We start from the raw sequence: 24911 nt of genomic DNA, 5'->3' as shown, positions 1-24911 counted from the left end.
GACCGTATGAGGGTACTGATGACATGCAGGGTCTTCGAACCCGGCTTTCGTGGTGGCGGTATTGTGCGGGCGATCGTCCAGACCGTCGACACGGTTTCTGATGATGTCGACCTGACGGTTGTCACCCGGGATTGCGACGTCGGTTCCGCGGAGGTCTATCGAGACCTGTCCGGAAAATGGTGCGGCCGGCGACGCTCGCGCATCTTCTATCTGGACGTCCGTCGTCCTCTGCAGTGGCTCGGGCTGTGGCGCGAACTGCGGAGGACCAGATTCGACCTACTGCACGTCAACAGCCTGTGGGAACCACTCTTCACGGTGCTACCGATCGTCGCCAAACGGCTCGGGCTCGTCAACGCCCGCCGGGTCCTGCTCTCTCCGCACGGGGAGTTGTCGCCGGGAGCGTTGATGCTCAAGGGCAGGAAGAAGCGTCTGTTCCTGACCGTGTGGGCGCCTCTGCTGCGGCATGCCGACGTGACGTGGCATGCGGTGACGAACCGGGAGGCAGCGGAGATCAGGGCGGTGTTCCCGTGGGCCAAGATCCTGGTCAACCACTACCAGGTGCCGCTACCCGAGGAGCCTCTGCCGCCGCAGGCCCCGAGCGACGGGCCGGTGCGACTGGTCTTCCTCGGGCGGATCTCGCCGAAGAAGAACCTGGATATGGTGCTCGACGCTTTGGGTCGGGTGTCGTCGCCGGTCGAGCTCGACATTTACGGCCCGTTGGAGGACGTCGCGCACTGGTCACGCTGCGAGCAACTCATCTCCCGGCTTCCCCTGAATGTGACGGTGCGCTACCAGGGCGAGGTCGCGCCTTCGGCGGTCCGGCAGATCTTCTCCCGCTACGATGCCTTCGTCTTCCCCACGCTGGGAGAGAACTTCGGATTCGTCATCGCCGAGAGCCTGTCCGCGTCCTGCCCGGTGATCTGCTCGGATGAGACGCCCTGGACCGATGTTCTCAACGACGGGGGAGGCCTGGTCCTCGACGAACTCGCTCCCGCCGACCTCGCAAAGGAACTCGATCGCTTCGCGGCCATGACACCGAGCGAGCGCCTCGACGCACGCGAGCGAGCTGGAGACGCCTACCGGGCGTGGCGGCAGGCTGTCGGCAACGACAACCTGCTGGATCGGGTACGGACGCACGGGCTGGTTCCGTCGGGTGCGGGTGTGTGACCGCACCGGCTGCACCGGGTCGGGCACCGGCGATGTGTCCACGATGAGGTCGAACACCGCAGGGCGGTGAGGCCGAGCGCGCCGGCCGCGCCGAGCAGGTTGCGGGGGGCGCAACGTCTCCAGAGCGGTGGTTTAGGAAAAAAGCCGCAAAACGGCCATAGCGCCACCTAAGCTGTCAGAGCGCATCCGCCAGACACGTGAGGCAGGAGCAGGCGCTGCGGCCACCGGCCGCCCCTGGTCCAGGTCCACCGCAGCGCGGCCGGTGCGCCGCTGCTCGGACCCAGAACCCGGGCGCCGGCTCTGTTTCTCTCTGCACCATCCGGGTTTCGGAGGGCTGCCGCCCGAGGCGTCAGCACTAGTCGTAAAGGACCAGGCTTTGAAGATCACCGTTATCGGTTCCGGGCATCTCGGAGCCCCGCACGCCGCCGGCATGGCGGACATCGGCCACGACGTCGTCGGTGTCGACACCGACCTGGCGAAAGTCGCTGCCCTCAATGCCGGGCGGGGCTGGTTTCATGAACCCGGACTCGACGATCTGCTGACCCGCAACATCGGCACCGGAAGACTTCGGTTCACCACCGACCTCACCGACGCCGCGGCGCACGGCGAGGTGCACTTCCTGGCCGTCGGCACCCCGTCCGGTCCGGACGGCTCCTACGACCTGTCCCAACTCACCGCGGCCGTCAGCGCGCTCGCTCCGCATCTGCACCGCCCGTGCCTGATCGTCGGCAAGTCCACCGTGTCACCCGGGACCGCCCGCGCCGTGGAGGCCCTGGTCCGCCGGCTCGCTCCCGCCGGCGACGCGGTGGAGGTGGCCTGGAACCCCGAGTTCCTCCGCGAAGGCACCGCCGTCGCCGACACCCTCACGCCCGACCGGATCGTCATCGGTGTCAGCTCCGCGGAAGCCGAGAAGTCCCTCCGGGCGCTCTACGCGCCGATCATCAAGAGCCATGGATGCCCCCTCGTCGTCACCGACCTTGCCACCGCGGAAATGGTCAAGGCGACCGCCAACGCCTACCTCGCCACCCGGATCAGCTTCATCAACGCCGTGGCCGAGATGAGCGCCGCCATCGGCGCCGACGTCACCGATCTCGTCGAAGCCATCGGCTACGACACTCGCATCGGGCACCACTACCTTCAGCCCGGCCTCGGCTTCGGCGGCGGCTGCCTCCCGAAAGACCTGCACGCCTTCACCCACCAGGCCGACAGCACCGGCAGCACCGAAGCCGCCGCGCTCCTGCGCGCCGTCGACACCGTCAACCGGCACAGGCGCCACCTGGCCGTCGAACTCGCCCGCACGGTCCTCGACGGAACCCTTGCCGGCCGCCGCGTCGCCGTCTGGGGTGCCGCATTCAAGGCCGGCGTCGATGACGTACGCGATTCACCCGGACTGGACGTCGCCGTACGACTCCACCAGGCCGGCGCCCAGGTGGCCGTCTACGACCCCCAGGGCATGGCCCAAGCCCGCCACACCGCCCCGGCACTCAGCTACGCACCCACCGCTGCCGACGCCGCCCAGGACGCCGACCTCGTCCTCGTCACCACCGGCTGGCCCGAGTTCCGCAGCCTCGACCCGTACGCCATCGGCGACAGGACCGCCGTCCGTCGGCTCATCGACACCCAGGGGGTGATCGTCGCGGCACGATGGCGCGCCGCCGGGTGGACCGTCACCGACATCAGCTACCGACCCGCATCTCGACCGGCGCAGCGAGGCCCGTCCCGCCAGCTGGTCTGACGGAACGCCGGCCGGAAGCCTCCGCCGTCGACGGTCCCTCGTTCGTGAGCGCCACGCCTGTCGACGTCGGCGGCGAGCCGGATTCACCTGCGGTCACAACGGACCGTGCGACGTGGCCGGCGTACCCAGGGGCGGCAGACCGACCGTGTCGACGTCGACCGAGTTATTGACTCAAATGCGGCATAGCGGCCAATCATCTCATTATAGTTTCTATACACCGGTCGGCGTGACGCCTGCCGTCCGTCTACTTTCGCGCCGCGCCCAGGGCAGGAGTCGTGTGATCCTCGCGTTCCAGTCTGGTCCACTGTCGATCCCGGCTGCCGTCCGCCAGACCGTCGCCCGGTACGACGCCTTCGTCCTGCACACCCTCGGTGAGGACCCCGGACCTGCGATCGCGGAGAACGGTGCGCGGACTGGCAGTCCGCTGCCGGAGTGGAGCGAGCCATGAGCACGCTGACCCGGAGCGCGCGCCGGGCGAAGACGTCCAAAGGAATGCGACTCGCCGTTGTCGCCACGTCGACGTTCAACGTCGTCTCGACCGGGACCGCCGGGATAGCGGGAATCGTCATCGCGCGGTCGCTCGGGCCGAGCGTCAGGGGCGAGTACGCGGCCATCATGGCCTGGTCCGTGCTCCTGCTCGTGGTCGGCGGGCTCGGCCAGTCAGCGGCGACGACGTTCTTCGTCGCCCGCGATCCCGGTCGGGCTCCCGACTATGTGGCCGTGTCCCGGAGCATCGTGGTCGTTTCCGGAGCGGTGACACTGGCCGTCGGGATGATCGCCGCCCCGCTGCTCGGTTCGGACAGCGAGACTGCGGTGTGGGCGTACCGGCTCATGTTCGCCACCTGCCTGGTCGCGTTCGTGGGTCTTAGTTACACGTTCGCGCTCCAGGGTTCGAGCATCGCTCGGTGGAATCTGGCGCGGATCTCCCAGCCGGTCGGCTACCTGGTAGTGGTCGTCGCGCTACACGCCACCGGTCAGCTCAACCTGATCACCGTGTTGGCCGCGTTCTCCGCCACGACGGTGGCCCAGACGGTGCTGGCCTACGGGTTGTGCGCACGCGGCCGGCTCACCGGGGGGCGGCCGAGTCTCGCCCTGGCCCGTCCGATGGCGCGTTACGGTGTCGGGCAGCTCGCGGCCACGATACCGCTGGTGGTGATCGCCCGGCTCGACCAGTTGGCCCTATCGGTCACCGACGACCCGTCCGCGCTCGGCAACTACGCGGTGGCTGCCTCGCTGACCGCACTCGCCGTCCCGGTCGCGGCGGGCCTGGGCTATGTCGCGTTCCCCCGGATCGCCGCGCAGCGAGGTCCGCGGTCGGCGACGACGCGGCTGCAGTGGCGGGCCGTGGCCGTGAGCGCTGCCATCGCCGTCGCGCTGATGCTCCCGCTGGCCGCGCTCGCGCCCTGGCTGGTCCCGACGGTGTTCGGTCCGGGTTTCGACAACGCCGTCGTGCTGGTGGTCCTGCTGGCCCCGGGCGGCGTCTTCATGGCCTGCCAGCAGGTGTGCGCGGATCTCCTTCGTGGACACGGCCGGCCGCTCGCCGCCGGGCGGGCCCAGGCGGTCGCCGCCGGGGTGATGGTCGTACTGCTCGGCACGCTGATGCCGGTCCTGGGTCCGCCGGGCGCCGCCCTGGCCTCCAGCATCTCGACGGGCGTGGCGTTCCTGCTGCTTCTCCGCGCGCTGCGCCGCGCCCTGGCTGCGGACGAACAGAAAGAGTCAATGCCATGATTGTCTTCGTTGTCGAGTGTCCGAGCCCCTATCACACTCCCGTGCTCAACCGGCTGCACGACGAACTCGGCGGAGAGCTGTCCGTCTTCTACCTCTGCGGTACCGACACCTCGCACGGCTGGGGCGAGATTGCCGCGACGCACCGCTACGTCGCGCTCGACCGCCCCGGCGGACGGGCCGCGTTCGCGCGCGCACTGCTGTCGTCGAGACTGCGAGCCGTCTGCGTGTACGGATACCGGGGCGGAGCCCGGGTGGTGGCGGCGAACGTCGCCCGGCTCCGTGGCGTCCCGCTGGTGTTGCGGGGAGCGGCCAATGTCCGTACCGAATGGTCGCGGCCGGCGTTTCTCCGGCTGGTCAAACGCTGGTACCTGCGGGCGCTCCTCGGACAACCGGAGGTGTGGACCAACGGGTCGGCGAACACCGCGTACTGGAATCTGCTCGGCCTGCAACGCCACCACACCATTCCGTACGCACTACAGCGCCTGCCGGGGGGCGAGTCCGGCGCGGCGGCGCTGCGCGCCGAGTTGGGTGTCGCGGATCGTTTCGTCTTCACCTTCGTGGGCAGGCTCGAACCGGTCAAGGCAGTCACCGACCTGCTGCGGGCATATGACATCGTGCGCGAGGCGACACCCCGCGGGGCGACCAGCCTCGTCATCGTCGGGCGCGGTTCGCTCGAGCCCGAGGTCCGCCGGTACGCCGAGGCGCACGACGACTGCCATTACCTGGGAGCTATTCCCCAGAGTCGGCTGGGTGCGGTGCACGCCGCGGCGGACGTCCTCGTCGTCCCGTCGCACAGCGAGACGTGGTGCTGGGTGGTCAACGAAGCTCTGGGATTCGGCACGCGGGTGATCGCCACGCTTGAGGTGGCGGCGGCAGACGATCTGTGCACCGAGGCAACGGGCCGCCGATGCCGCGCCGCCGATCCGCCGGCGCTCGCCGCCGCCATGCTCGCCGAGTTCCGTCAGGGACCGCGCCGGGCGCCGCACCTGCCGTGTGCGGACACTGCCCGGGACATGGCGGACCGGCTGCGCGAACTCACCCGACGGAGCATCGAGACGGTCAGGGCTTGATGAAGATCGCGGTGTCCCAGACGCCGGAACTGGTCCAGATGTGTCTGTACTGCCCGACGGCGCGGGCCACCTCCGCCCACACCCGAGTCGCCGGTCCCTGCGCCGGCCTTCGCGAACCGGGAGAGCGGGACAGCGACGGCAGGAACCTCTCGACGTTGTCGATGACGAGTAGACCGCCCGAGCGGAGCTTGCCGAGCGAGAGCCGGGCGCAGGCGTCGCGATAGATCCCGTCGACGAGCGCGAAGTCGAGGCTGCCGTCATCGAAGCGCAGCAGCGTTCGAACGTACTCGCTCTCGGCACCCCGGTCGGACGGCACGTCCCTGGCCGCGAACAGATGGTCGACGTTGTGGACGCCCTGGGTCTTCAACCTCGCGGAGACCGTGCCGTGCCACACGTCGTCGTGCTCCACGCTGGTCAGGTGCCGCACCCGTTGCGACAGCCACAGGGTACTGCGGCCAGAACCGAACTCCACGCCCTGGTCGCCCGGACGCAGCATGGTGGAGAGGATCTGCGTGGCCTGCGGGGTGAGCCAGGGCGCATCGGGATGGCTGCGGCTGTAGCGCAGCTCGCGCGTGCGGTCGAGGAAATAGCGGGGGGTCCAGTGGCCAAAGCTGCGCATCTGTCCTCCGGTCACCGGTACTCGGGCAGGACGGCGAACATGTCCCGCGAACTGACGCCCGACACCTCCGTGTCCCGGAGCACGCCGAGGCGGTCCGGACGGGCGAACTGATAGCCGTACCCGGCGAGGATGGCGGCGACGGGGCCGCGGTCCTCACCCAGCACGGACCTGCTCCTGGCGTTCCATTCGATCTGCAGCACGCCGATGCGCCGTTGCTCCAGTGCCCGACGGGCGCCGTCGAGAACGAGCCGCTCGGCGCCCTCGACGTCGATCTTCACCCCGACCGCGAACCGGCTGCCGAGAATGTTGTCCAGGGTGTCGACCTCGATCGTGTCGCCCACCGCCCCCGGTTCGAGTCGGAGGTGGTTGGTGCTGTCTTCCCCGGTACTCAGCGTGCATTGGCCCGGGTGGTCCGCCAGCCCACACTCCCGCACCGTGATGGCGAATTCGTTGAGCCTGACGTTGGCGTGGAGCCGCCGCACCGCCTCCGGGGAGGGTTCGATCGCGATGACCTCGGCGCCGCAGTCGCCGGCCCAGAGGGCGTAGGCGCCGACGTTGCTGCCGACGTCGACGAACAGGTCGCCGGGCCGGAGGATGCGTCGCCACGCCTGCATCTCGTTCCAGTCCGGAGGGTTGGCGTACACCACCTTCGACGCCGCCGCGCAGTGCAGCTCGGCCCACATCCGGCCGCTGCGACCCACGGTGGTCAGTGTCCGCAGGCCGATCCGCCCGCGGAGCTGGAAGCGGGCCGCTCGGGTGATGCTGCTGAGCTGCCGGCCACGGTTGGCCGGATGCGTCCAGGCGTAGGTGAGCACCTGCCGGATCTGCCGAACGGCAGTGTCGGGCCGGACCATTCAATTCTCCTGTCGGTAATCAGGAACCACACAACGACGAGCACCGCGAGCCGCATGCCGGCACGTACGGTGAAGGTGAAGGTGCCCCAGGCCAGGTCGGGCAGGCCCGCGGCGATGATGACCGCGGTGGCGTACGCCAGAAGCGCGTGCCGGCCCATGAGCGGGCGGGCTGAGGCCCGGGCCAGGAAAAGGTCGGCCGCCCGCACGACGAAACCCACGACGGGCACCATGAGCACCAGGCCGATGAGGCCGAAGTTGTAGAGCCACTCGCCCTGGAACAGCGCCGCGTCGGAGTGGCCGCTGTTCGCCAGCTCGGGGTGCAGGATCGGCACCAACTCCGCACCGAAGCCCGCCGGCTTGGTCGGCCAGACGGCGCGCGGGACGAGCGAGACCGCCGCTGCCCAGAAGGTGTGGCCCCAGGCGTGGGCTAGGAAACCGGCATCATTGTGACTCAGCAGGGCGCCGAAGCTGCCCAACGGACTCGCCACGGACTCGAGCCCGGTGCCGGTGATCTGTGCACCTGGATGGTTCGCCCGCACCGCGTCCATACGCATGTTGGCCATCATCAACAGGATCGGTACCGAGCCGGGGATGACCAGGGCCTTCACCAGTCGGGTCCGCATTCGCCGTGCTATCACGATCAGCAGGGCGAAGCCCAGCGAACCGAGCATCAGCCGACCGTAGCTGTTGGAGGTCACCACCGAGAGCGCGAAACCTCCCGCCGCCAGCAGACAGCCGAGCAGCGGCGGCCGGCGCTCGTCGCCCAGAAGGCCGATCGCGACCAGCAGCGCGCCGACGAATCCGGCGGCCTGGCTCAGGTGGCGCAGCGACCCGAGAAACTCGAGCGAGGCGACTGCGGCAGCACAGGCGACAAGGATTCCGATCCAGGTGAGCCGGCGCAGGAACGCCGGATCGACGGGAGGTGGTCCGGACGGCTCCGGCGGCGGCTCCTTCGTCCAGAACAGCAGCCAGGTGGTCACGTGGCCGAAGTAGCACAACACCAGCGCACGCAGCAGGGACTCCTCGTCGGTGCTGCCGGAGAGCAGGTACAGCCCGGCGAACCCGACGAAGAGAGCGAACGCGAAGTTGTAGATGCCGACCGCGCTGACGGTGGTTCCACCGTGGCGCCAATAGACCCACAGCCCGAAAAGCAGGGCGGCACTGGAGAGTACGAAGATCGCGCGGGTTTGGCCGACCGCCGGTACGTCCGAGTCGAGCAACACGCCGAGAAGCCCGAAAAGGTACCATCCGGCCCCCGTTGCCGCGACCCGGAATACCGTGCGCTTCCGGTCCGGACTCTCCGGCGCAGGGGGTGTGCCGGCCGTCGCGATGGCGAGGGCAGGCTGCGACCCGGGGCGGCGGAGCCCGATGTGGACGGTCACCCGGCCAGCACTCCGCGTCGGACGACCGGCAGCGCACCGTCGGCGTGTGCCGGGACCACGACGGCGTCGGTGACCGCCGGCGCGGGCGGCCTGGCCTTGATGATCACGTCGAGCATGCTGGGCATCCCTCCAACCCGGATAACGAACCAGCGGAGCACCGAGTCAGCATAGAGCGAGCTTTCCGAACGATAAGGAGATATACGAAAAACCGCCTGAGTATGGCGATATTGGAGCTAAGCCGACAAAGCGCCTGGTGAAGGCAGGGCGAATGCCCGCCGGATCCGTGACCGTCTCACCTTCACCGGAACGTGGCACTGTATGGTTTGCGATCTGGCCGGCGATCCGGTGCTGGCGTGCCGAGATGTCGAGGGTGGTATGGAGTTCTTGGGCAGTCCCGAGCTGTGGGTCGCGTTCGCGACGCTGCTGCTGCTGGAGGTCGTGCTGGGCATCGACAACGTGGTGTTCATCTCGATCCTGGCCGGTCGGCTGCCCGAGCACCAGCAGGCGCGCGCCCGCACCATCGGCCTGTCGCTGGCCCTGGTGACCCGGCTGCTGCTGCTGGCGTCACTGTCCTGGGTGATCGGGCTGACCGCGCCGCTGTTCACGGTCTTCGGGCAGGAAATCTCCGGCCGTGACCTGATCCTGTTGCTGGGCGGGTTGTTCCTGCTCGGCAAGGCCACCTATGAGATACACGAGCATCTCGAGGGTGCCGAACACGGCCGCTCAGCCCGGGCCACGTCGTCGTTCGCGGCGGTGATCGTCCAGATCCTCATCCTCGACATCGTCTTCTCCCTCGACTCCGTGATCACCGCAGTCGGCATGGTGGACCAGTTGTTCATCATGGTGGCGGCCGTCGTGGTCGCAATGGTGATCATGTTGGTCTCGGCCGGCACCGTCAGCCGGTTCGTCAACACGCATCCGACGGTCAAGATGCTGGCGCTGTCCTTCCTGCTGCTCATCGGCGCCAGCCTGATCGCCGAGGGCTTCGACCAGCACATCCCCAAGGGATACGTGTACGGCCCGATCGCGTTCTCCATCTTCGTCGAGTTCCTCAACCTGCGGGTACGGGCCCGTCAGCAGCGGAGCGCGGCGCAGCCCGTGCACCTGCACCCCACCTACGTCAAGTCACCCGAGACCGAGAACTCGACCGCCTCGGGCGACTGAGGCTGGTCCCCGTAGTCGCCCATCGACCATCTGACCGGCGGTGGCCCCCACCGGAGGCAGGGCCAGCCGTGGACGCGTCGCCCGGTCGGCGGGGCCTGGGACCGGCCGTCGGGTCGGCCGCGCGGATGTCGTCGGGCCGGAACAGCTGCCGCTGTACAGTTTCCGCAGGATCCGGACGAGGCAGGGAGGTGGACCGTCGACGCGACCCTGTTGCGGATCGGGGAGGTCGCCGCTCAAGCCGGCGTCTCGCCGCGCACCGTCGACTTCTACACCAGCCTCGACCTCATCGCCCCCGCTGCCCGTTCCGGCGGGAACTACCGGCTCTACGACCCCGAGGTGATCGAGCGGATCACCACGATCCGTGCTCTGGAGGCTCACGGTGTGCCGTTGCAGGAGATCGCGGCGGCGTTGCGTCAGCCGGTAGCCGACGACCTCGACGCCAGGCTCGACCAACTCGACAACGCCCTGCACGCCCTGCAGGCCGCCGCGCGGCACAGTGACGAACACGCCCACGGCCTGCTCACCGCGATCACGACCCGCGCCCACGCCCTCATCGCGACCGCCCTCGACCTCACCGCCGGGCTACCCCCGCCGGCCTGACCGTCCCGTCGACCGCCCGGCGGAGCAGCCGGCGGTTCATCGGGGCGGCGGCGGTCGTGGCGGCGCGAGCGGTGTGGCGGCGGCCCACGACGAATCCTGGTCGCTCGCCCGACGGGCAAGATCCGGAACGCCCACCGGAAACCCGGTGAAACCTTGGTGGACACCGCACTAGCGTGGGGCGATGAACCTTGATCCGGTGATGCACAACCGGGCCGCGTGGGACCGGCAGGTCGACAAGGGCAACGAATGGTCGCGTCCGGTCTCCGCCGAGACGATCGCCAGGGCACGGGCCGGCGACTGGTCGGTCGTACTCATCGGCTATCAGCCCGTCGACCGCGCCTGGTTTCCCGCCGACCTCACCGGCGCGGACGTGCTGTGCCTGGCCTCCGGTGGCGGGCAGCAGGGTCCGACGCTCGCCGCCGCCGGCGCCCGGGTCACCGTCTTCGACAACTCGCCACGCCAGCTCGAACAGGACGAGATGGTGGCCCACCGGGACGGCCTGGAGCTGCGGACGGTCCTCGGCGACATGCGCGACCTGTCGGTCTTCGCCGACTCCGCCTTCGATCTCGTCTTCAACCCGGTCTCTAACCTGTTCGTGCCCGACCTCGCTCCGGTGTGGCGGGAGTGCTTTCGGGTGTTGCGCCCGGGCGGTGCGCTGCTCTGCGGTTTCGTCAACCCTGACGTCTTCCTCTTCGACCACGGGGCGTTGGACGAGCGCGGCGAACTGGTGGTGCGCCACCGGCTCCCGTACAGCGACCTCACACACGTCCCGGCCGAGGAACGCGCGCGGTTGTGGGGTGCGGACGCACCGCTGGAGTACAGCCACACGCTGGCCGAGCAGATCGGAGGTCAGCTCGCCGCCGGCTTCGTCGTCGTCGGGTTCGTGGAGGCGCCGCACCACTCCGACGCCACCGCCGGCTGGCTGCCCGGCTACTTCGCGACCCGGGCGGTCAAGCCACCCCGATAGTTCCCCCGTCGACGTGCGGGCCGTCGGACGGACCTGCGGTGCCGGCCCGGCGCTGGCCGGGCGACTTTCAGGCGTGCGAGACTGGCGGCGCAGGCCACCGGGGGGATTGGATGCCGCTGGAGAACGAGGACCGGCCGTCGGACTCGCCGTACGTCCATCGCGTGTGGCGCAGCCAGGCGTCCGGGGTCGCGCGGATGACCTCGATCGCCACCTCGAACTGGGAGCTGGTGTTCTGGGAGCAGCACGGCAGTGTCCACGCCGCCGTACGCGGACCGGAGACCACGGTTTCGAGCGTCGAGGTGCCGGACGGGTCGGCGTCCTTCGGGATCACGTTCGCGCACGGCACCTCGATGCCGCACCTGCCCGCGGCGCGGCTGGTCGACTCCGCCCTGGAGAGCCCGTACGCGACCGCGACCACGTTCACGCTGCGCGGCGAGGAGTGGCTCATCCCCGACTTCGAGAGTGCGGAGCAGTTCGTCGCCCGGCTGGTGCGGCAGGGCGTGGTCGTGCGGGATCCGCTCGTCGACGAGGTCGTGACCGGCGGGATGCCGGAGCTCGGCACGAGGTCGGTGCAGCGCCGCGTCGCGGCGGCGACCGGGCTCACCCAGGGCGGCATCCGGCAGATCGAGCGGGCCCGGCAGGCCGCGATCCTGCTCGGTGAGGGCGTCGTACCGCTCGAGGTCGTCAACCGGCTCGGCTACTACGACCAGCCGCACCTCGCCCGCTCGCTCCAGCGCTTCATCGGCCGTACCGCGACCGAGCTGCGCCGGCCGGACGCGGCCGCGCAGCCCCTGTCGCTTCTGTACAAGATCGGCGACCCCGCCGGTTTCTAGCCTGGATGCGACGCGGCACCGCGCCGCCGCGGGGGCACCCCGCACCGCTACCAGGAAGGCAATCCAGATGACCGAGAACGCCCGCGCGGCCGTGGTGTCCGCCGACGGCACCGTGATCGCGTTCAGCGCGTGGGGCCGGGGCGAGCCGTTGATCATCATCGACGGCGCGACCGCCTACCCCGCGATCAACCCGCTCGACGAGGAGATCGGCCGGCTGCTCGGCGACGAGTTCCGGACCTACGCCTACGACCGTCGCGGCCGGGGCGAGAGCACGGACACCGCGCCGTACGCGGTGTCGCGTGAGATCGAGGACCTCGCCGCGCTCATCACGGTCGCGGGGGCACCGGCGACCGTGTTCGGCTGGTCGTCCGGCGCGGTCCTCGCGCTCGACGCGGCGGCGGCCGGACTACCGATCAGCCGGCTCGTGCTCTTCGAGCCGCCGTTCGTGGTCGACGACAGCCGCCCGCCGCTGCCGGCGGACTACGTGCGGCGCCTCGACGCCGCCGTCGCCGACGGTCGGCCCGGCGACGCCGCCGAACTGTTCCTGACCGCTGCGGCAGGGATGCCGGCCGAGGCCGTCGAGGGGATCCGGCAGAGCGACTTCTGGCCGGTCATGGAGGCGGTGGCGCCGACGATCGCCTACGACGGCCGGATCATCGGAACCACCATGTCGGGGGCGCCGCTGCCCCGCGACCGCTGGGCTGCCGTCAACGCGCCCACGCTCGTGCTGCACGGCACCGGGACGTTCCCGTTCATCGTCACCGCCGCCCACGCGCTCACCGAACTGCTGCCGACCGCGGCCCTGCGGGCCGTCGAGGGCGAGCAGCACAGCGCGCCCGCCGATGTGCTCGCCGCCGCGCTGCGCGATTTCGCGTACGCCCGCTGACCGGCCGAGGAGAGGACCGGAGATGGGAAGGATCGTGGTCACCGAGTTCATCTCGCTCGACGGCGTCGTGGAGGCGCCCGGCGGGGAGGACTTCAAGTACCCGAACTGGAGCGCCGAGTTCGACCGCGGCGAGGAGGGCGAGCGGTTCAAGGTCGACGAGGCGCTCGGCGCCCAGGCGCTGCTGCTCGGCCGCCGTACCTACCAGGGGTTCGCCTCGGCCTGGCCGCAGTACGAGGGCGAACTCGCCGACAAGTACAACGGAATGCCGAAGTACCTCGTCTCGCGCACGCTCACCGACCCCACCTGGAACAACACCCGGGTCCTCTCCGGCGGGCTGGTCGACGAGGTGACCCGGCTCAAGGACGAGGTGACCGGCGACATCTCGGTCGCCGGCAGCATCCAGCTCGTCCAGGGGCTGCTCGAACACGACCTCGTCGACGAACTCCACCTGATGATGTTCCCGGTCCTGCTCGGCACCGGGCGGCGACTGTTCGGGGAGACCTCGGACAGGTCGACGTGGAAGCTGACGGACTCGATCACGGTCGGCGAGGGCGTACTCATCACGATCCTCCAGCGGGCTCGGTGACCCTTCGGCGCGCTCGCTCGTTTCGCCATGACGGGATGGTCACCGCGTTTGGCCGGTCCCGCAGCGGGTAGCCCGGCGGCGCCGCGTGGCGATCCCGCTATCGTCAGCACGCGTTCCCCACGCTGCCGGGAGGCCGAGATGACCGTCGCGATGCCCGCGATCACGTTGCCGTCGGGTCGGACGATGCCGGTGCTCGGTCAGGGGACGTGGTATCTGGGGGAGAGCCCGGGGAAGCGGCAGGACGAGATCGCGGCGCTGCGTACCGGGCTGGATCTCGGGATGACGATGATCGACACCGCCGAGATGTACGGCAGCGGCTCCTCGGAGGAACTGGTCGGCGCGGCGATCGCCGGGCGCCGCGACGAGATCTTCCTGGTCGACAAGGTACTGCCGGCGAACGCCACCCGGCAGGGCACGGTGCAGGCGTGCCGCCGCAGCCTGCGCCGGCTCGGAACCGACCACATCGACCTCTACCTGCTGCACTGGCGCGGCAGCCATCCGCTGGCCGAGACGGTCGAGGCGTTCGCCGAGCTGGTGGAGGCGGGCGACATCGGGCAGTGGGGAGTGAGCAACTTCGACCTGTCGGACATGGTCGACCTGATGGACGCCGGTGGTGACTCCTGCGCGGCCAACCAGGTCCTCTACAACCTGACCCGGCGCGGCCCGGAGTACGACCTGCTGCCGTGGCTGCGCGAGCGCGGGATTCCGGTGCTGGCGTACTCGCCGATCGAGCAGGGCCGGTTGCTGGGTGATGCCCAGCTCGCCGAGGTCGCGGCCCGGCACCAGGGCACGCCGGCGCAGGTGGCGCTGGCCTGGGTGTTGCGGCAGGGCTCCGTGGCGGCGATTCCCCGCTCGTCGGATCCCGGGCACACCCGGGAGAACGCCGGGGCGCTGGAGCTGCGCCTCGGCGAGGAGGACCTGGCCGTACTCGACACGGTCTTCCCACCGCCGGGCGGCCCGCAGCCGCTGGAGATGCTCTAGCCGCCCCTGGCCCGGCCCGGCCCGGCGCGGTCCGGGGCAGCCGTGCTCAGCGCTTCCACTGGGCCGAGCCGGCGTCCCATTCGGTGTACGTGTAGGGGTTGTCCTGCACCTTCGTCTCCGGGACGTCCGGGTTCATGCCCTTCGCCCAGGCGTCCTGACCCATCGACTCGACCAGGTACTCGACGGTCCGCTCCACCTCGCGCCGCGCCCGGCCGAGGTCGACGCCGACCAGCCGGTGCTGGTGCTTGACGAGCCGGCCGTCGACCAGGACGGTGTGCACGTCGCCGCGCTGCGCCTGGAAGGCCACGTGGCCGTACGGGTTGAGGATCGGGAACATCACCGGCGAGTCGTCGTTCTTGATCAGTACGATGTCCGCCTTCTTGCCCGGTGCCAGGCTGCCCACCCGGTCGTCCAGGCCGAGGGCGCGGCTGCCGCCCCGGGTGGCCCACTCGACCACCTGCTCGGCGCGCAGGTGGCAGTGCGTGACGGTGTCCTGCCGGCCGTGCGCCTCCAGGTGTTCCCGGGAGCGGTCCGCGCCCAGCGTGGCGCGCATGGCGGTGAACAGGTCGCCACTCCACCAGACGCTGGTGTCCATGGAGAGCGAGACCGGGATGTCGTGGTGGCGCAGTTGCCAGGTGGGCGGGTAGCCCTGGCCGGCGCTCTGCTCGCTCTCCGTGGAGACCGAGACCGAGCCGCCGGTGGCGGCGATCCGGTTGTACGAGTCCCGGGTCAGCGTGGCCGCGTGCACGTAGACGGTGGCCGGGGTCATGAAGCCGTTCTCGTGCATCAGCCGGATGCCGTCGTCGTTGGTGGCACCCCAGACCCCGGCGTGGGTGGTGACCGGTACGCCGAGGTCGCGGGCGACCTCGAAGGCGGCCCGCTCCGGGAAGGCGGGGTCGCCGGTGACGTCGAAGGCCAGTTGGAAGCCGAGCATGTCGCCCTTGCCGGCGATCCGGCGCTCGACGAAGTCACGGAACTCCGGGCTGGTCGCCCACTCCCACGGCCCCTGCTGGATGTTGCCGTAGGCGAGGACGAAGCGGCCGGGGACCGCCTCCAGGGCGTCGACCGCGGCGTCCGCGTGCTGCGGGGTCTGCAACCCGTGCGACCAGTCGACGGTGGTGGTGACCCCGGCGTCGATCGCCTCGATGGCGGCGAGCAGGTTGCCGGCGTAGATGTCCTCGGGCCGGAAGAGTTTGCCGGATTCCAGGTAGTACCAGACGAAGTACTGGGTCAACGTCCAGTCGGCGCCGTAGCCGCGCATCGCGGTCTGCCACATGTGCCGGTGGGTGTCGATCATCCCGGGCATCACGATGCCGCCGCTGGCGTCGATCTCCAGCGCACCCTCGGGGGCGGTCAGCCCGACACCCACCTCGGCGATGCGGTCGCCGATCACCAGCACGTCGCCGCCGGCCAGCACGGTCTGCGCGTCGTCCATGGTCAGCACCAGCCCGTTGCGCAGCAGCACCGGGCGGTCGGACTCGGTCGTGGCCATCGCCAACTCCTATCGGCGGAGTGATCTACGCGGACGATTGTCCGTATAGCGGGCGCAAACAAGTGGCGCAATTATTGTCCCGGTGTTTCGCGCCTGTCAACGAGCAGTAGTCCGGCTCGGTGGGGCCGGACTGAGCGGCGACGACGCTCTGCCCGGCGTAGGGTCGGAATACCGGGCGGGTTGCCCTGTCCGGCCGTCCGGCGGCCAGTTTGACAGCGATGGCGGGCGCGAACAGACTGTCTGCGACGGACAAACGTCCGCGAGACGGACGGAGGCAGGAGCATGGCGGATCAGCCGGGTACCGGTGACACGCCGGGACCGCTGGCCGGACTGGTGGTGGCGGACTTCTCCCGAATCCTCGCCGGGCCGTACGCCACGATGTTGCTGGCGGACCTCGGCGCCGACGTGATCAAGGTGGAGGGGCCGGCCGGGGACGACACCCGGACCTGGATGCCACCGGTCCGGGACGGGGTGGCCACCTACTACCTCGGGATCAACCGGAACAAGCGGTCGATCGCGCTCGACCTGCGGTCACCGGAGGACCTCGCCGTGGCCCGTGCCCTCGCCGCCCGCGCCGACGTGATGATCGAGAACTTCAAGCCGGGTGGCATGCGGCGGTTCGGTCTCGACTACGAGTCGGTGGCGGCGGGGAACCCCGGCATCGTCTACGCCTCCATCAGCGGCTTCGGCACCGGGGCCGGCGCTTCGCTGCCCGGCTACGACCTGATGGTGCAGGCGATCTCCGGGCTGATGAGCCTCACCGGCGACCCGGACGGCTCGCCGTACCGGGCCGGCATCTCGGTCTTCGACGTGATGGCCGGGATGCACGCCAACATCGGCATCCTGGCCGCGCTGCACCACCGGGCGGCCAGCGGCCGGGGCCAGCACGTCGAGGTCAACCTGCTCTCCTCGGCCCTGTCCGGGCTGGTCAACCACAGCAGCGGCTACGTCGCCGGTGGGGTGGTGCCGTACCGGATGGGCAACGCGCACCCGAGCCTCTTCCCGTACGAGCCGCTGCCCACCGCCGACGGCGAGCTGATCGTCATCGCCGGCAACGACGGACAGTTCCACAAGCTCTGCGAGGTGCTCGGCCTGCCGGAACTGGTCGACGACCCCCGGTTCGGGCGGAACCAGGACCGCACCGCCAACCGCGAGGAACTGCGTCCGCTGCTGGTCGAGCGGCTGCGTACCCGGACCCGGGACGAGTGGTTCGCCGACCTGATCGCCGCCGGGGTGGCGTGCGCGCCGATCAACACCATCGACCGCGGGGTCGCGTTCGCCGAACAGCTCGGGCTCGACCCGGTGGTGACGGTGGGGGAGGGCGCCGACGCGGTGCCGATGGTCCGCAATCCGATCTCCTTCTCCGCCACCCGTCCCCGGTACGACCTGCCCCCACCGGGGCTCGACGAGCACGGCGAGGAGATCCGCGCGTGGCTGACCAAGAACTGAGCTTCCCCACCTCGATCGGCAGCTCCGACGCCGACACCATCCGGCTGCTCGGCCACGACCTGGCCACCGAGCTGATCGGTAAGGTGGGCTTCGGCGAACTCGCCTTCTGGCTGGTGGCCGGGCGCCGCCCCACCCCGGCCCAGGTACGCGTCTTCGAGGCGGTACTCGTCGCCCTCGCCGACCACGGCTTCACCCCGACCGCGATCGCCGCCCGGGTCACGTACCAGAGCGCACCCGAGGCGTTGCAGGGGGCGCTCGCCGCCGGCCTGCTCGGCGGCGGCTCCCGGTTCCTCGGGGTCACCGAGGACAGCGGCCGGTTCCTCGCCGACACCCTGGCCGAGGTGACCGAGGCGCCGACCGACGACGCCGGCTGGGACGACCTCGCCCTGGCCGCCGTCACCCGGGCCCGGGCCGAGCGCCGGCTGGTGCCCGGACTCGGGCACCCGGTGCACAAGGTGCGGGACCCGCGTACCCCGGTGCTGATCGCACTGGCCGACAAGGAGGGGCTGCGCGGCCCGCACCTGCGGCTGTTCGAGGCGATCGGCCGGGTCCATCCGCGGGTGCTCGGCCGTACCCTGCCGTTGAACGGTGCCGGGGTCTGCGGCGCCGCCCTGGCCGACCTCGGGCTGCCGCCGGAGCTGCTGCGCGGCTTCGCGCTGCTGGCCCGGGCCGCCGGGCTCCTGGGCCACCTGGCCGAGGAGCGCCGCACCAACATCGGGATGGAGATCTACCGCACCGTCGACCGCAACGCCCGCTACACACCCCCCGACCCCGCCTGAGAGGAGCCGCGATGGCCACCATCGCCGCGGTGATCGCCTCCACCCACCATCCGTTCTACTACCGTGCCAGCACCGCACAGGGCGAGGACCGGCCGCCGTTCGCGGACGAGTGGGTACGCAAGATCCTCGCCTTCCGGGAGACGCTCACCCGGGCCAACCCCGACGTGCTGGTGATGGTCGGCTCCGACCACTTCCACCAGCTCTGGCTGGACAACATGCCGCAGTTCCTGGTCGGCAAGGCCCCGTTCTACGACGCGAACTGGTACAACGAGGAACGCGAGTTCGGCCTGCCCCGGATGCTGCTGCGGGGCCAGGAGGAGCTGTCGGCACACCTGCTGCGCGAGGGCCTGGACGCCGGCTTCGACCTGGCGTTCAGCAACGAACTGCGGATCGACCACAGCATCACCTGCCCGATCATCACGCTGCGCCCCGAGGCGGACCTGCCGATCGTGCCGATCTACACCAACATCTTCGCGCCGCCGCTGCCGCAGCCGAAGCGGTTCGTGCAGCTCGGCCAGACCATCCGGGAACTGGTCGAGTCGTGGCCGAGCCACCTTCGGGTGGCCGTGATCGGCACCGGCCACCTGTCGCTGGAACTCGGCGGCCCCCGCCAGTTCGGCCCGCACGGCCCCGATCCCGAGTTCGACCGGAAGGCGGTGGAGTGGATCGCCACCGGCGACCTGGAACGCTGCCTCGCCGAGGTGACCCTGGAGAGCCTGCACTCGCCGGGCAACGCCACCCACGGCTTCATGGACTTCATGCTGATGATGGGGGTGGCCGGGGCGGGTGCCAAGGCGGACCACGTCGACACCCTCGACCTGTTCCACACCATGGAGGCGTACTTCACCTGGTATCCGAACGGCGTACCGGGCGGAAGCGGGGTGCCGGCGTGAGCAAGTACCTGCTGAACAAGTTCCTCTACACCGTGGACCGGGATCCCGAGCTGGTCGAGCGGTACCGCGACGACCCGCGCGGCATGGTCGCCTGGTGGGAGACCGAACGCGCCAACGCGGTGCTGAACTGCCACACCGGCGAGGCGAGCACCTGGCTGCGCTTCGAAGATGCCGAGCGGGAGGCGTTGGCCAGCCACGACTACGTCAAACTCTTCGAGTTGGGCGCGCACCCGTTCCTGACCCTGACCCTGTTCATCGCGATGTTCGAGCGGGACCACGCCGAGCCGCTCGGCTTCCAGAAGCAGTACGCGGCCCGGCTGGCGCACTTCGCCCTGCCGTACCCGGACATCGCCACCTGAGCCGCGGTACCGCCACCGCCGCCGGTCGGGTCAGTGCCGGACGGCGGTGGCGGTGTCGGCCGTCCCGGCTACCTCTCAGTGCCGGACGGCGGTGGCGGTGTCGGCCGTCGCGGCTACCTCGACCTGCGGCCGGGACTGCCAGCGGGCCCAGTCCGCACTGATCGCGCTGGCCGCCCTGATCAGTTGGGGCAGGTGCTGCTCGACCAGGGCCTTGACGCTGGTCTCGGCCGAGTTGACCGTGACGTTCATCGCGGCCCGCACCGCGCCCTGGCCGTCCCGGATCGGCACGGCCACCGACCGGATGCCCGGGGCGAGTTCGTCGTCGGCGAGTGCCCAGCCCCGGGCCCGGACCTCCCGCAGCATCGCGTCCAGCGCGGTACGGCTGTGCCGGACCTTCGGCTGGACCCCGGAACGGCTGGGCTGGGCCAGTGCCGTGCCGAGCGCATCCGGGTCGAGCGCGGCGAGCAGCACCTTGCCCTGCGAGGTCACGCTCGCCGGGAACCGGGTGCCGATCTGCACCCGCAGCGCGATGATCTTCGGTACCGCGACCCGGGCCATGTAGACGATGTCCGATCCGTCGAGCTGGGCCATCGAGCTGGACTCCCCGGTGGCGGCGACCAGGTCCTGCATGTGCGGGCGGGCGATGTCCCACAGCGAGAGCGCCCCGACGTACGCCATGCCGAGTTCCAGCACCCGTGGCGTGAGTTCGTAGCTGCCGGCGTCGGCGCGGACGTAGCCGAGTTCCTCCAGGGTGAGCAGGAAGCGTCGGGCGGTGGGTCGGGCCAGCCCGGCAGCGGCGGCGACCTCGCTGAGGGACAGTCGGGGATGGTCGGCATGGAAGACGGTGATCACCTTGAGCCCCCGGGCCAGGGCCTCGATGAAGTCCGGTCCTTCGCCACGCTGTGCCATCGTCCGCCTCTATCCGTCGTCGCCGTCTCGGTCCCGCCGCCCGGGTCGCCGTGCTGGTCGGCGGGCGAGCGCCCACCAGTTCACCATGTGCCGAACCGGGGCGCCGGAAGGTGTCCCCGGCCGCGTCCGGGTCCGGGTGCCGTCGGGGTCGTCCGGGTGCCGTCGGGGTCCGGGCCACCAGTCGATTCCGGACCTCTGCGTGGCCGGCCTGGTGCGACCCCTGGTGGTGTGGCGGCCGGGCTCGTCCACTCAGACGACCGTCGGTGGCTGGCTGCCCGCACCATCTGACCGTCAAGCGAACACCAGTCCGGGCCCATGCGCAAATGTTTCCGGCTTGAGTCTTGACATCTCCCAGGCACGGGCGGAGATTGTGATGTGCGCCGCGTCCGTGTAGCGGACGGTCGTCCGCAAAACTGGATGCTAAGGGCTCAGTCCTCGGAGGAGAGAGTTATGGCGCCGTCGGCCGCAGCTACAGATCCCGCTCCCACCGGTCCCACCCCGATCCGGCGGCCCGCCGGCCATGCCGCCCGGTCGGCTCCCGCTGCCCGGACCCTCCGGCCGCCCCTCGTCGTCCGGACCCTCCGGTCACCCTTCGTTGTCCGGACCGTCCGGTCACCCTTCGTTGTCCGGACCGTCCGGTCACCCTTCGTTGTCCGGACCGTCCGGTCGCCCTTCGCCGTCCGGACCGTCCGGCCGCTCGGGCCGGGTTCGGCAGGTGCGGCGTGAACCTCGGACTGCTACTGCTTCGCCTGCTCCTCGCGGCGCTGCTCTTCGGCCACGCCAGCCAGAAGCTTTTCGGCTGGTTCCGTGGCCAGGGACCCACCGGCACCGGTGCCACCTTCCACACCTGGGGCTTCCGGCCCGGCCGGCAGATGGCCCTGCTCGCCGGCCTCGCCGAACTGTTCGGCGCGGCGCTGATCGCACTGGGCCTGGCCACCCCGCTCGGCGCGGCGGTCGTGCTCGGAACGATGGTCGTGGCCGCCTCGGTCAACCTGCCGAACGGGCTCTGGGCGCACCTCGGCGGCTACGAGGTGGCCGCCGTCTACGGCGCGCTGGCCGTCGTGCTGGCGTACACCGGGCCGGGTGCCTGGTCCCTCGACCACCTGGTCGGGCTGGACGGGTTCGCCGGCTACGGCTGGGGCACCCTCGCCCTGGCCGTCGGGCTGCTCGGCAGCGTACCGCCGTTGCTGCGGCGGCGACGCGCCCTCGCCGCCGGCGACTGACCCGCCGCCCGCGAACGTCGGCCCGCACCACCGGCGCAGGACGGCACTCGCGGCCCACCGACCTCCGCATCCGCCACCGGACCGCCGGTTCCGCCACCGGACTGCCGGTTCCCCACCGGACCGCCGGTTCCCCCCACCGGCCCGCCCGCCCGACACCGATACCGCCGCCGTGCCGGTGGCCGCCCCGACCGTGGGTCACCGGCGCCGCATCCGAGAGGTGACCCCCGCTGATGAGCAACGAGGAACGACGAGGAATGTCCCGGCGGTCGGTGCTGCGGGGCGGCGCCGCAGCCGGCACCGCCACGGCGGTCGGCGCCGGCATGGCGGCGGGCCCGGCCGGTGCCACCGGACCCGACCGGGACCAGACGATCCGGGCCGACCTGGTGCTGCACAACGGCCGCATCCACACCATGGACCGGCGCAACCGGGTGGTCGGCGTACTGGCCATCCGGAACGGCCGAATCGTCTACGCCGGCAACGACGCCCGGGCCGCCCGGCACGGCTTCGAGGGCCGGCCCCGCACCATCGACCTGCGCGGCCGTACGGCGGTGCCCGGCCTGATCGACTGCCACAACCACATCGTGCTGATGGGCAACCGGCCGGGGCACCACACGCCGCTGGAGAACGCCTACTCCATCGCGGACGTGCGGTCCAGTTACCGGGCCCGGGCCCGGCGGGTGCCGCGCGGCGAGTTCGTCACCACCATCGGCGGCTTCCATCCCCACCAGTTCACCGAGGTACGGCTGCCGACCCTGGCCGAACTGGACGAAGCGCTGCCGCACCACCCGGCGTACCTGTCGGTCGGCTTCGCCGGACCCTCGGTGACCAACAGCCTCGGCCGGCGGTTCTTCGAGGCGGCCGAGATCCCGGTGACGGTCGGGGCGGACGGCGCGATCGCCGGCGGTACCGAGACCGGCAAGGCGACCCTGGCGCTGCGGCGTACCCTCACCGCCGCGCAGCGTGAGCGCGGGGTGCGCGACGCGATGGCGTACGCGGCCAGTCTCGGCGTCACCACCCACCTCGACCAGGGCGCGTTCCAGGCCACCGGCACCCCGGCCGACGGTGCGGCGCACGAGGACAACCACTCGATGCACCTGCCGTTCCTCGACGTCTACGCCCAGGGCCGGGGCATCGTCCGGCTGCGCATCAACTACCTGCACCAGGACACCGACCCCGCCGTACCGGAGTTGACGGCGCGGCTGCGCCACACGTACCCGTTCTTCGGCGACGACATGGTCCGGACCGGCGCCATCGGCGAGTTCATCGCGGCCAGCTACTCCGGCGGCCCGGTCTTCCTGGAGGCCGCCCGGCGCAGCGCCCGGGCCGGCTGGCGGATCGAGGTGCACTCGCTGACCGGTACCGACTTCCAGACCCAGATCCAGGCGTTCGAGACGGTGCACGCCGAGACCCCGATCTCCGACCTGCGCTGGGTCGTCGCGCACGTCCCCCGGATCACCCCGGACTACCTCCAGCGGCTGCGGGCGGTCGGCGGTGGGGTCAACCTGACCGGCTGGCAGTACCTGGCCGGCACCGGCCCGGCGGCCGGCCCGCCGTTCCGGACGATCCTCGACAGCGGCATCCCGGCCGGGATGAGTTCGGACGGCATGCAGATCGCGCCGATGAACCCGTGGATCCACGCCTACTACGCGGTGACCGGGAAGAACGCCCGCGGGCAGGTGATCAACGCCGGACAGCAGATCAGCCGGCAGGAACTGCTCACCCTCTACACCCGGGCCAACCAGTGGTTCCTCGGCGGCCCGGACGAACACCTGCTCGGCTCGCTGGAGGTGGGCCGGCTCGGCGACGTCGTGGTGCTCGACGACGACTACTTCACCGTCCCGGTCGAGCGACTGCGGCGGCTGCGCGCGGACCTCACCGTCGTCGGGGGCGCGGTGGTGCACGACGCCGACGACCCGCACTGACCTGTAGCGCGTGCCCCGAAGACCTATCCGACAGCGACGAAAGGTACCCGACAATGCGCAGGCGCTCCCTCGCCGCCGTCGCCACCGTCCTGGCGCTCGGCGTGGCGGCCACCGGATGCGGCAACGGCTCCGGTTCCGGCTCCACCGACGACCCGATCGTGGTCGGCTCCACCCTCTCCCTGACCGGCGCGTTCGCCGCGACCGGGCAGATCCACAAGATCGCCGGTGAGGCGTACGTCGCGCGGCTGAACGCCGCCGGTGGACTGCTCGGCCGCCAGGTCGAGTGGAAGGTGGTCGACGACCAGTCCGACCAGTCCAAGGTCAGCCAGCTCTACGAGCGGCTGATCAGCCAGGACCGGGTCGACCTGATCATCGGCCCGTACGCCACCCCGAACATCCTCTCCGCGATGGCGGTCGCCCAGCGGCACGGGTACGTGATGCCGCAGCACACCGCCGTGCTGGCGCCCCAGCTCACGTACGAGTGCCAGTTCCCGGCCTGGTCGATCGGCCCCACCCCGAACCGGTTCATCCCGACCCAGCTCTTCGACGCGCTGGCCGGTCAACCCGGGCCGCCGAAGACCGTCGCCGTGCTGACCAGCCAGAGCGGATCGGCCGCCTTCGTCTCCGACGGCTACGGCGCGGACAAGTCCGGCGCGCTGAGCATCGCCCGGGAGCGTGGCCTGGACGTGGTGGTCGACGTGCACTACCCGCCGACGACCACCGACTGGGCGCCGATCGCCACCCAGGTCCGGGACGCCGACCCCGACCTGGTGATCAACAACGGGCTCGGCGTGGACGCGGTGAACATCCTCCAGGCGATGGCGCAGCTCAACTACCGGCCGAAGCGGATGTTCAGCCTCTTCCCGGCGCCCGGACCCCTGCTCGACCTCGGCGACGTCTCCGAGGGGGTGCTGTCGGTGTCGATGTTCGAGCCGAACAAGCCGACCCTGGACCGGCTCGGCCCGGCGGCCACCGAGATCGTGAACGACTTCACCGCGCGGGCCAAGGCGGCCGGGCTGCCGTACACGGTCTTCGAGACCCAGGCCGCCGCCTCGTGGAACGCGTGGGAGATCCTGGCCGCCGCGGTCAGGGACACCGGCGGGACCGACCACAAGAAGATGTGCGACTCGCTGCACGGCAAGGGTGCCGACACCACGTTCAGCGGGCACCTCGCGTTCGACCCGAAGGCGCAGAACTTCTGGCCGACCACCCAGGCCATCAAGCAGATCCAGCAGGGTGACTGGGTCACGGTGTGGCCGGCCGACCGGGCCGCCGCGCCGCTCGCCCCCGCCCGCCGCTGACCGCGCGTCCGG

The 24911-nt window shown here is 70.7% G+C and carries 24 protein-coding genes; 19 read left to right on the top strand and 5 right to left on the bottom strand.

Going from position 1 to position 24911, the window contains the following annotated elements; all coding sequences use genetic code 11:
- Positions 1-63: 63 nt before the first annotated feature.
- From ACQEVC_RS38485 to ACQEVC_RS38465, 5 genes are all read left to right on the top strand, one after another.
- Entirely contained in the window at positions 64-1167 is a 1104-nt protein-coding gene (locus tag ACQEVC_RS38485) for a glycosyltransferase family 4 protein (protein ID WP_432888279.1), read from the top strand.
- A gap of 376 nt (positions 1168-1543) precedes the next feature.
- Positions 1544-2902 carry a UDP-glucose dehydrogenase family protein gene (locus ACQEVC_RS38480; RefSeq protein ID WP_432888277.1) on the top strand — a complete coding sequence of 453 codons (1359 nt, stop codon included), beginning with the start codon at positions 1544-1546 and terminating at the stop codon, positions 2900-2902.
- 277 nt (positions 2903-3179) lie between these two features.
- Positions 3180-3350: a hypothetical protein gene (locus ACQEVC_RS38475; protein WP_432888275.1), complete on the top strand. Its 171-nt coding sequence runs from the start codon at positions 3180-3182 to the stop codon at positions 3348-3350.
- Complete coding sequence (locus ACQEVC_RS38470) at positions 3347-4630, top strand: oligosaccharide flippase family protein (RefSeq protein ID WP_432888273.1); 1284 nt, start codon at positions 3347-3349, stop codon at positions 4628-4630. The genes ACQEVC_RS38475 and ACQEVC_RS38470 overlap by 4 nt, the downstream gene beginning before the upstream one ends.
- On the top strand, positions 4627-5700 hold the full coding sequence (locus ACQEVC_RS38465) for a glycosyltransferase (protein WP_432888271.1): 1074 nt from the start codon (positions 4627-4629) through the stop codon (positions 5698-5700). Before ACQEVC_RS38470 ends, ACQEVC_RS38465 begins: the two co-directional genes overlap by 4 nt.
- Here the strand turns inward: ACQEVC_RS38465 and ACQEVC_RS38460 are convergent.
- From ACQEVC_RS38460 to ACQEVC_RS38450, 3 genes are read right to left on the bottom strand one after another with little or no spacing between them, the layout of a single operon-like run.
- On the bottom strand, positions 5690-6319 hold the full coding sequence (locus ACQEVC_RS38460; RefSeq protein WP_432888269.1) for a class I SAM-dependent methyltransferase: 630 nt from the start codon (positions 6317-6319) through the stop codon (positions 5690-5692). The genes ACQEVC_RS38465 and ACQEVC_RS38460 overlap by 11 nt on opposite strands.
- Before the next feature lie 11 nt (positions 6320-6330).
- Positions 6331-7020, bottom strand: a complete 690-nt coding sequence (locus ACQEVC_RS38455) for an FkbM family methyltransferase (RefSeq protein WP_432888267.1) — start codon at positions 7018-7020, stop codon at positions 6331-6333.
- A gap of 5 nt (positions 7021-7025) precedes the next feature.
- Complete coding sequence (locus ACQEVC_RS38450; RefSeq protein WP_432888265.1) at positions 7026-8396, bottom strand: hypothetical protein; 1371 nt, start codon at positions 8394-8396, stop codon at positions 7026-7028.
- A 534-nt stretch (positions 8397-8930) separates the two neighbouring features.
- On the opposite strand from ACQEVC_RS38450, the gene ACQEVC_RS38445 reads away from it, so the two are divergent.
- The 7 genes from ACQEVC_RS38445 to ACQEVC_RS38415 all read left to right on the top strand — a co-directional run bounded on the left by ACQEVC_RS38445 (position 8931) and on the right by ACQEVC_RS38415 (position 14572).
- On the top strand, positions 8931-9719 hold the full coding sequence (locus ACQEVC_RS38445) for a TerC family protein (protein WP_432888263.1): 789 nt from the start codon (positions 8931-8933) through the stop codon (positions 9717-9719).
- Positions 9720-9929: 210 nt separating this feature from the next.
- Complete coding sequence (locus tag ACQEVC_RS38440; RefSeq protein ID WP_318403139.1) at positions 9930-10319, top strand: MerR family transcriptional regulator; 390 nt, start codon at positions 9930-9932, stop codon at positions 10317-10319.
- A 181-nt stretch (positions 10320-10500) separates the two neighbouring features.
- The gene (locus ACQEVC_RS38435; protein ID WP_432888260.1) at positions 10501-11286 is read left to right on the top strand and encodes a class I SAM-dependent methyltransferase; all 786 of its coding nucleotides are present in this window, start codon (positions 10501-10503) and stop codon (positions 11284-11286) included.
- Between the two features lie 110 nt (positions 11287-11396).
- Positions 11397-12119 carry an AraC family transcriptional regulator gene (locus ACQEVC_RS38430; RefSeq protein ID WP_432888258.1) on the top strand — a complete coding sequence of 241 codons (723 nt, stop codon included), beginning with the start codon at positions 11397-11399 and terminating at the stop codon, positions 12117-12119.
- A 67-nt stretch (positions 12120-12186) separates the two neighbouring features.
- The gene (locus tag ACQEVC_RS38425; protein ID WP_432888256.1) at positions 12187-13005 is read left to right on the top strand and encodes an alpha/beta fold hydrolase; all 819 of its coding nucleotides are present in this window, start codon (positions 12187-12189) and stop codon (positions 13003-13005) included.
- A 22-nt stretch (positions 13006-13027) separates the two neighbouring features.
- The gene (locus tag ACQEVC_RS38420; RefSeq protein WP_432888254.1) at positions 13028-13591 is read left to right on the top strand and encodes a dihydrofolate reductase family protein; all 564 of its coding nucleotides are present in this window, start codon (positions 13028-13030) and stop codon (positions 13589-13591) included.
- A gap of 138 nt (positions 13592-13729) precedes the next feature.
- Positions 13730-14572 carry an aldo/keto reductase gene (locus ACQEVC_RS38415; RefSeq protein WP_432888252.1) on the top strand — a complete coding sequence of 281 codons (843 nt, stop codon included), beginning with the start codon at positions 13730-13732 and terminating at the stop codon, positions 14570-14572.
- 46 nt (positions 14573-14618) lie between these two features.
- On the opposite strand, the gene ACQEVC_RS38410 is transcribed toward ACQEVC_RS38415, so the two are convergent.
- Positions 14619-16064, bottom strand: a complete 1446-nt coding sequence (locus ACQEVC_RS38410) for an amidohydrolase family protein (protein ID WP_432888250.1) — start codon at positions 16062-16064, stop codon at positions 14619-14621.
- 282 nt (positions 16065-16346) lie between these two features.
- Between ACQEVC_RS38410 and ACQEVC_RS38405 the strand changes: the two genes are divergently transcribed.
- The 4 genes from ACQEVC_RS38405 to ACQEVC_RS38390 are packed head-to-tail and all read left to right on the top strand — an operon-like array spanning position 16347 to position 19544.
- On the top strand, positions 16347-17513 hold the full coding sequence (locus tag ACQEVC_RS38405) for a CaiB/BaiF CoA transferase family protein (RefSeq protein WP_432888248.1): 1167 nt from the start codon (positions 16347-16349) through the stop codon (positions 17511-17513).
- Positions 17495-18292, top strand: coding sequence for a citryl-CoA lyase (locus tag ACQEVC_RS38400; RefSeq protein ID WP_432888245.1), 798 nt, complete (start codon positions 17495-17497; stop codon positions 18290-18292). Before ACQEVC_RS38405 ends, ACQEVC_RS38400 begins: the two co-directional genes overlap by 19 nt.
- An 11-nt stretch (positions 18293-18303) precedes the next feature.
- Positions 18304-19185 (top strand): extradiol ring-cleavage dioxygenase, encoded by an 882-nt coding sequence (locus ACQEVC_RS38395; protein ID WP_318403124.1) that lies wholly within the window; start codon positions 18304-18306, stop codon positions 19183-19185.
- A complete protein-coding gene (locus ACQEVC_RS38390) occupies positions 19182-19544 on the top strand; it encodes a hypothetical protein (RefSeq protein WP_432888243.1) in 363 nt (120 codons plus the stop codon). The genes ACQEVC_RS38395 and ACQEVC_RS38390 overlap by 4 nt, the downstream gene beginning before the upstream one ends.
- A 75-nt stretch (positions 19545-19619) precedes the next feature.
- Here ACQEVC_RS38390 and ACQEVC_RS38385 read toward each other — a convergent pair whose 3' ends face one another.
- Positions 19620-20453, bottom strand: a complete 834-nt coding sequence (locus tag ACQEVC_RS38385; protein ID WP_432888241.1) for an IclR family transcriptional regulator domain-containing protein — start codon at positions 20451-20453, stop codon at positions 19620-19622.
- Positions 20454-21175: 722 nt separating this feature from the next.
- Between ACQEVC_RS38385 and ACQEVC_RS38380 the strand changes: the two genes are divergently transcribed.
- From ACQEVC_RS38380 to ACQEVC_RS38370, 3 genes are all read left to right on the top strand, one after another.
- Positions 21176-21676: a DoxX family protein gene (locus ACQEVC_RS38380; RefSeq protein WP_432888239.1), complete on the top strand. Its 501-nt coding sequence runs from the start codon at positions 21176-21178 to the stop codon at positions 21674-21676.
- A 230-nt stretch (positions 21677-21906) separates the two neighbouring features.
- On the top strand, positions 21907-23598 hold the full coding sequence (locus ACQEVC_RS38375) for an amidohydrolase (RefSeq protein ID WP_432888237.1): 1692 nt from the start codon (positions 21907-21909) through the stop codon (positions 23596-23598).
- A 53-nt stretch (positions 23599-23651) separates the two neighbouring features.
- The gene (locus tag ACQEVC_RS38370; protein ID WP_432888235.1) at positions 23652-24899 is read left to right on the top strand and encodes an amino acid ABC transporter substrate-binding protein; all 1248 of its coding nucleotides are present in this window, start codon (positions 23652-23654) and stop codon (positions 24897-24899) included.
- Positions 24900-24911 lie beyond the last annotated feature (12 nt).

The sequence above is a fragment of the Plantactinospora sp. CA-294935 genome, assembly GCF_050936445.1.
Classification (GTDB): Bacteria; Actinomycetota; Actinomycetes; order Mycobacteriales; family Micromonosporaceae; genus Plantactinospora.
This window is presented reverse-complemented; position numbering and strand designations above follow the sequence as displayed.

Excerpts from the sequence above, each read along its gene's own strand:
- ACQEVC_RS38470 (WP_432888273.1), top strand. The coding sequence starts at position 3,347 with ATGAGCACGCTGACCCGGAGCGCGCGCCGGGCGAAGACGTCCAAAGGA.
- ACQEVC_RS38465 (WP_432888271.1), top strand. The coding sequence starts at position 4,627 with ATGATTGTCTTCGTTGTCGAGTGTCCGAGCCCCTATCACACTCCCGTG.
- ACQEVC_RS38460 (WP_432888269.1), bottom strand. The coding sequence starts at position 6,319 with ATGCGCAGCTTTGGCCACTGGACCCCCCGCTATTTCCTCGACCGCACG.
- ACQEVC_RS38445 (WP_432888263.1), top strand. The coding sequence starts at position 8,931 with ATGGAGTTCTTGGGCAGTCCCGAGCTGTGGGTCGCGTTCGCGACGCTG.
- ACQEVC_RS38435 (WP_432888260.1), top strand. The coding sequence starts at position 10,501 with ATGAACCTTGATCCGGTGATGCACAACCGGGCCGCGTGGGACCGGCAG.
- ACQEVC_RS38430 (WP_432888258.1), top strand. The coding sequence starts at position 11,397 with ATGCCGCTGGAGAACGAGGACCGGCCGTCGGACTCGCCGTACGTCCAT.
- ACQEVC_RS38425 (WP_432888256.1), top strand. The coding sequence starts at position 12,187 with ATGACCGAGAACGCCCGCGCGGCCGTGGTGTCCGCCGACGGCACCGTG.
- ACQEVC_RS38420 (WP_432888254.1), top strand. The coding sequence starts at position 13,028 with ATGGGAAGGATCGTGGTCACCGAGTTCATCTCGCTCGACGGCGTCGTG.
- ACQEVC_RS38415 (WP_432888252.1), top strand. The coding sequence starts at position 13,730 with ATGACCGTCGCGATGCCCGCGATCACGTTGCCGTCGGGTCGGACGATG.
- ACQEVC_RS38410 (WP_432888250.1), bottom strand. The coding sequence starts at position 16,064 with ATGGCCACGACCGAGTCCGACCGCCCGGTGCTGCTGCGCAACGGGCTG.
- ACQEVC_RS38405 (WP_432888248.1), top strand. The coding sequence starts at position 16,347 with ATGGCGGATCAGCCGGGTACCGGTGACACGCCGGGACCGCTGGCCGGA.
- ACQEVC_RS38395 (WP_318403124.1), top strand. The coding sequence starts at position 18,304 with ATGGCCACCATCGCCGCGGTGATCGCCTCCACCCACCATCCGTTCTAC.
- ACQEVC_RS38385 (WP_432888241.1), bottom strand. The coding sequence starts at position 20,453 with ATGGCACAGCGTGGCGAAGGACCGGACTTCATCGAGGCCCTGGCCCGG.
- ACQEVC_RS38375 (WP_432888237.1), top strand. The coding sequence starts at position 21,907 with ATGAGCAACGAGGAACGACGAGGAATGTCCCGGCGGTCGGTGCTGCGG.
- ACQEVC_RS38370 (WP_432888235.1), top strand. The coding sequence starts at position 23,652 with ATGCGCAGGCGCTCCCTCGCCGCCGTCGCCACCGTCCTGGCGCTCGGC.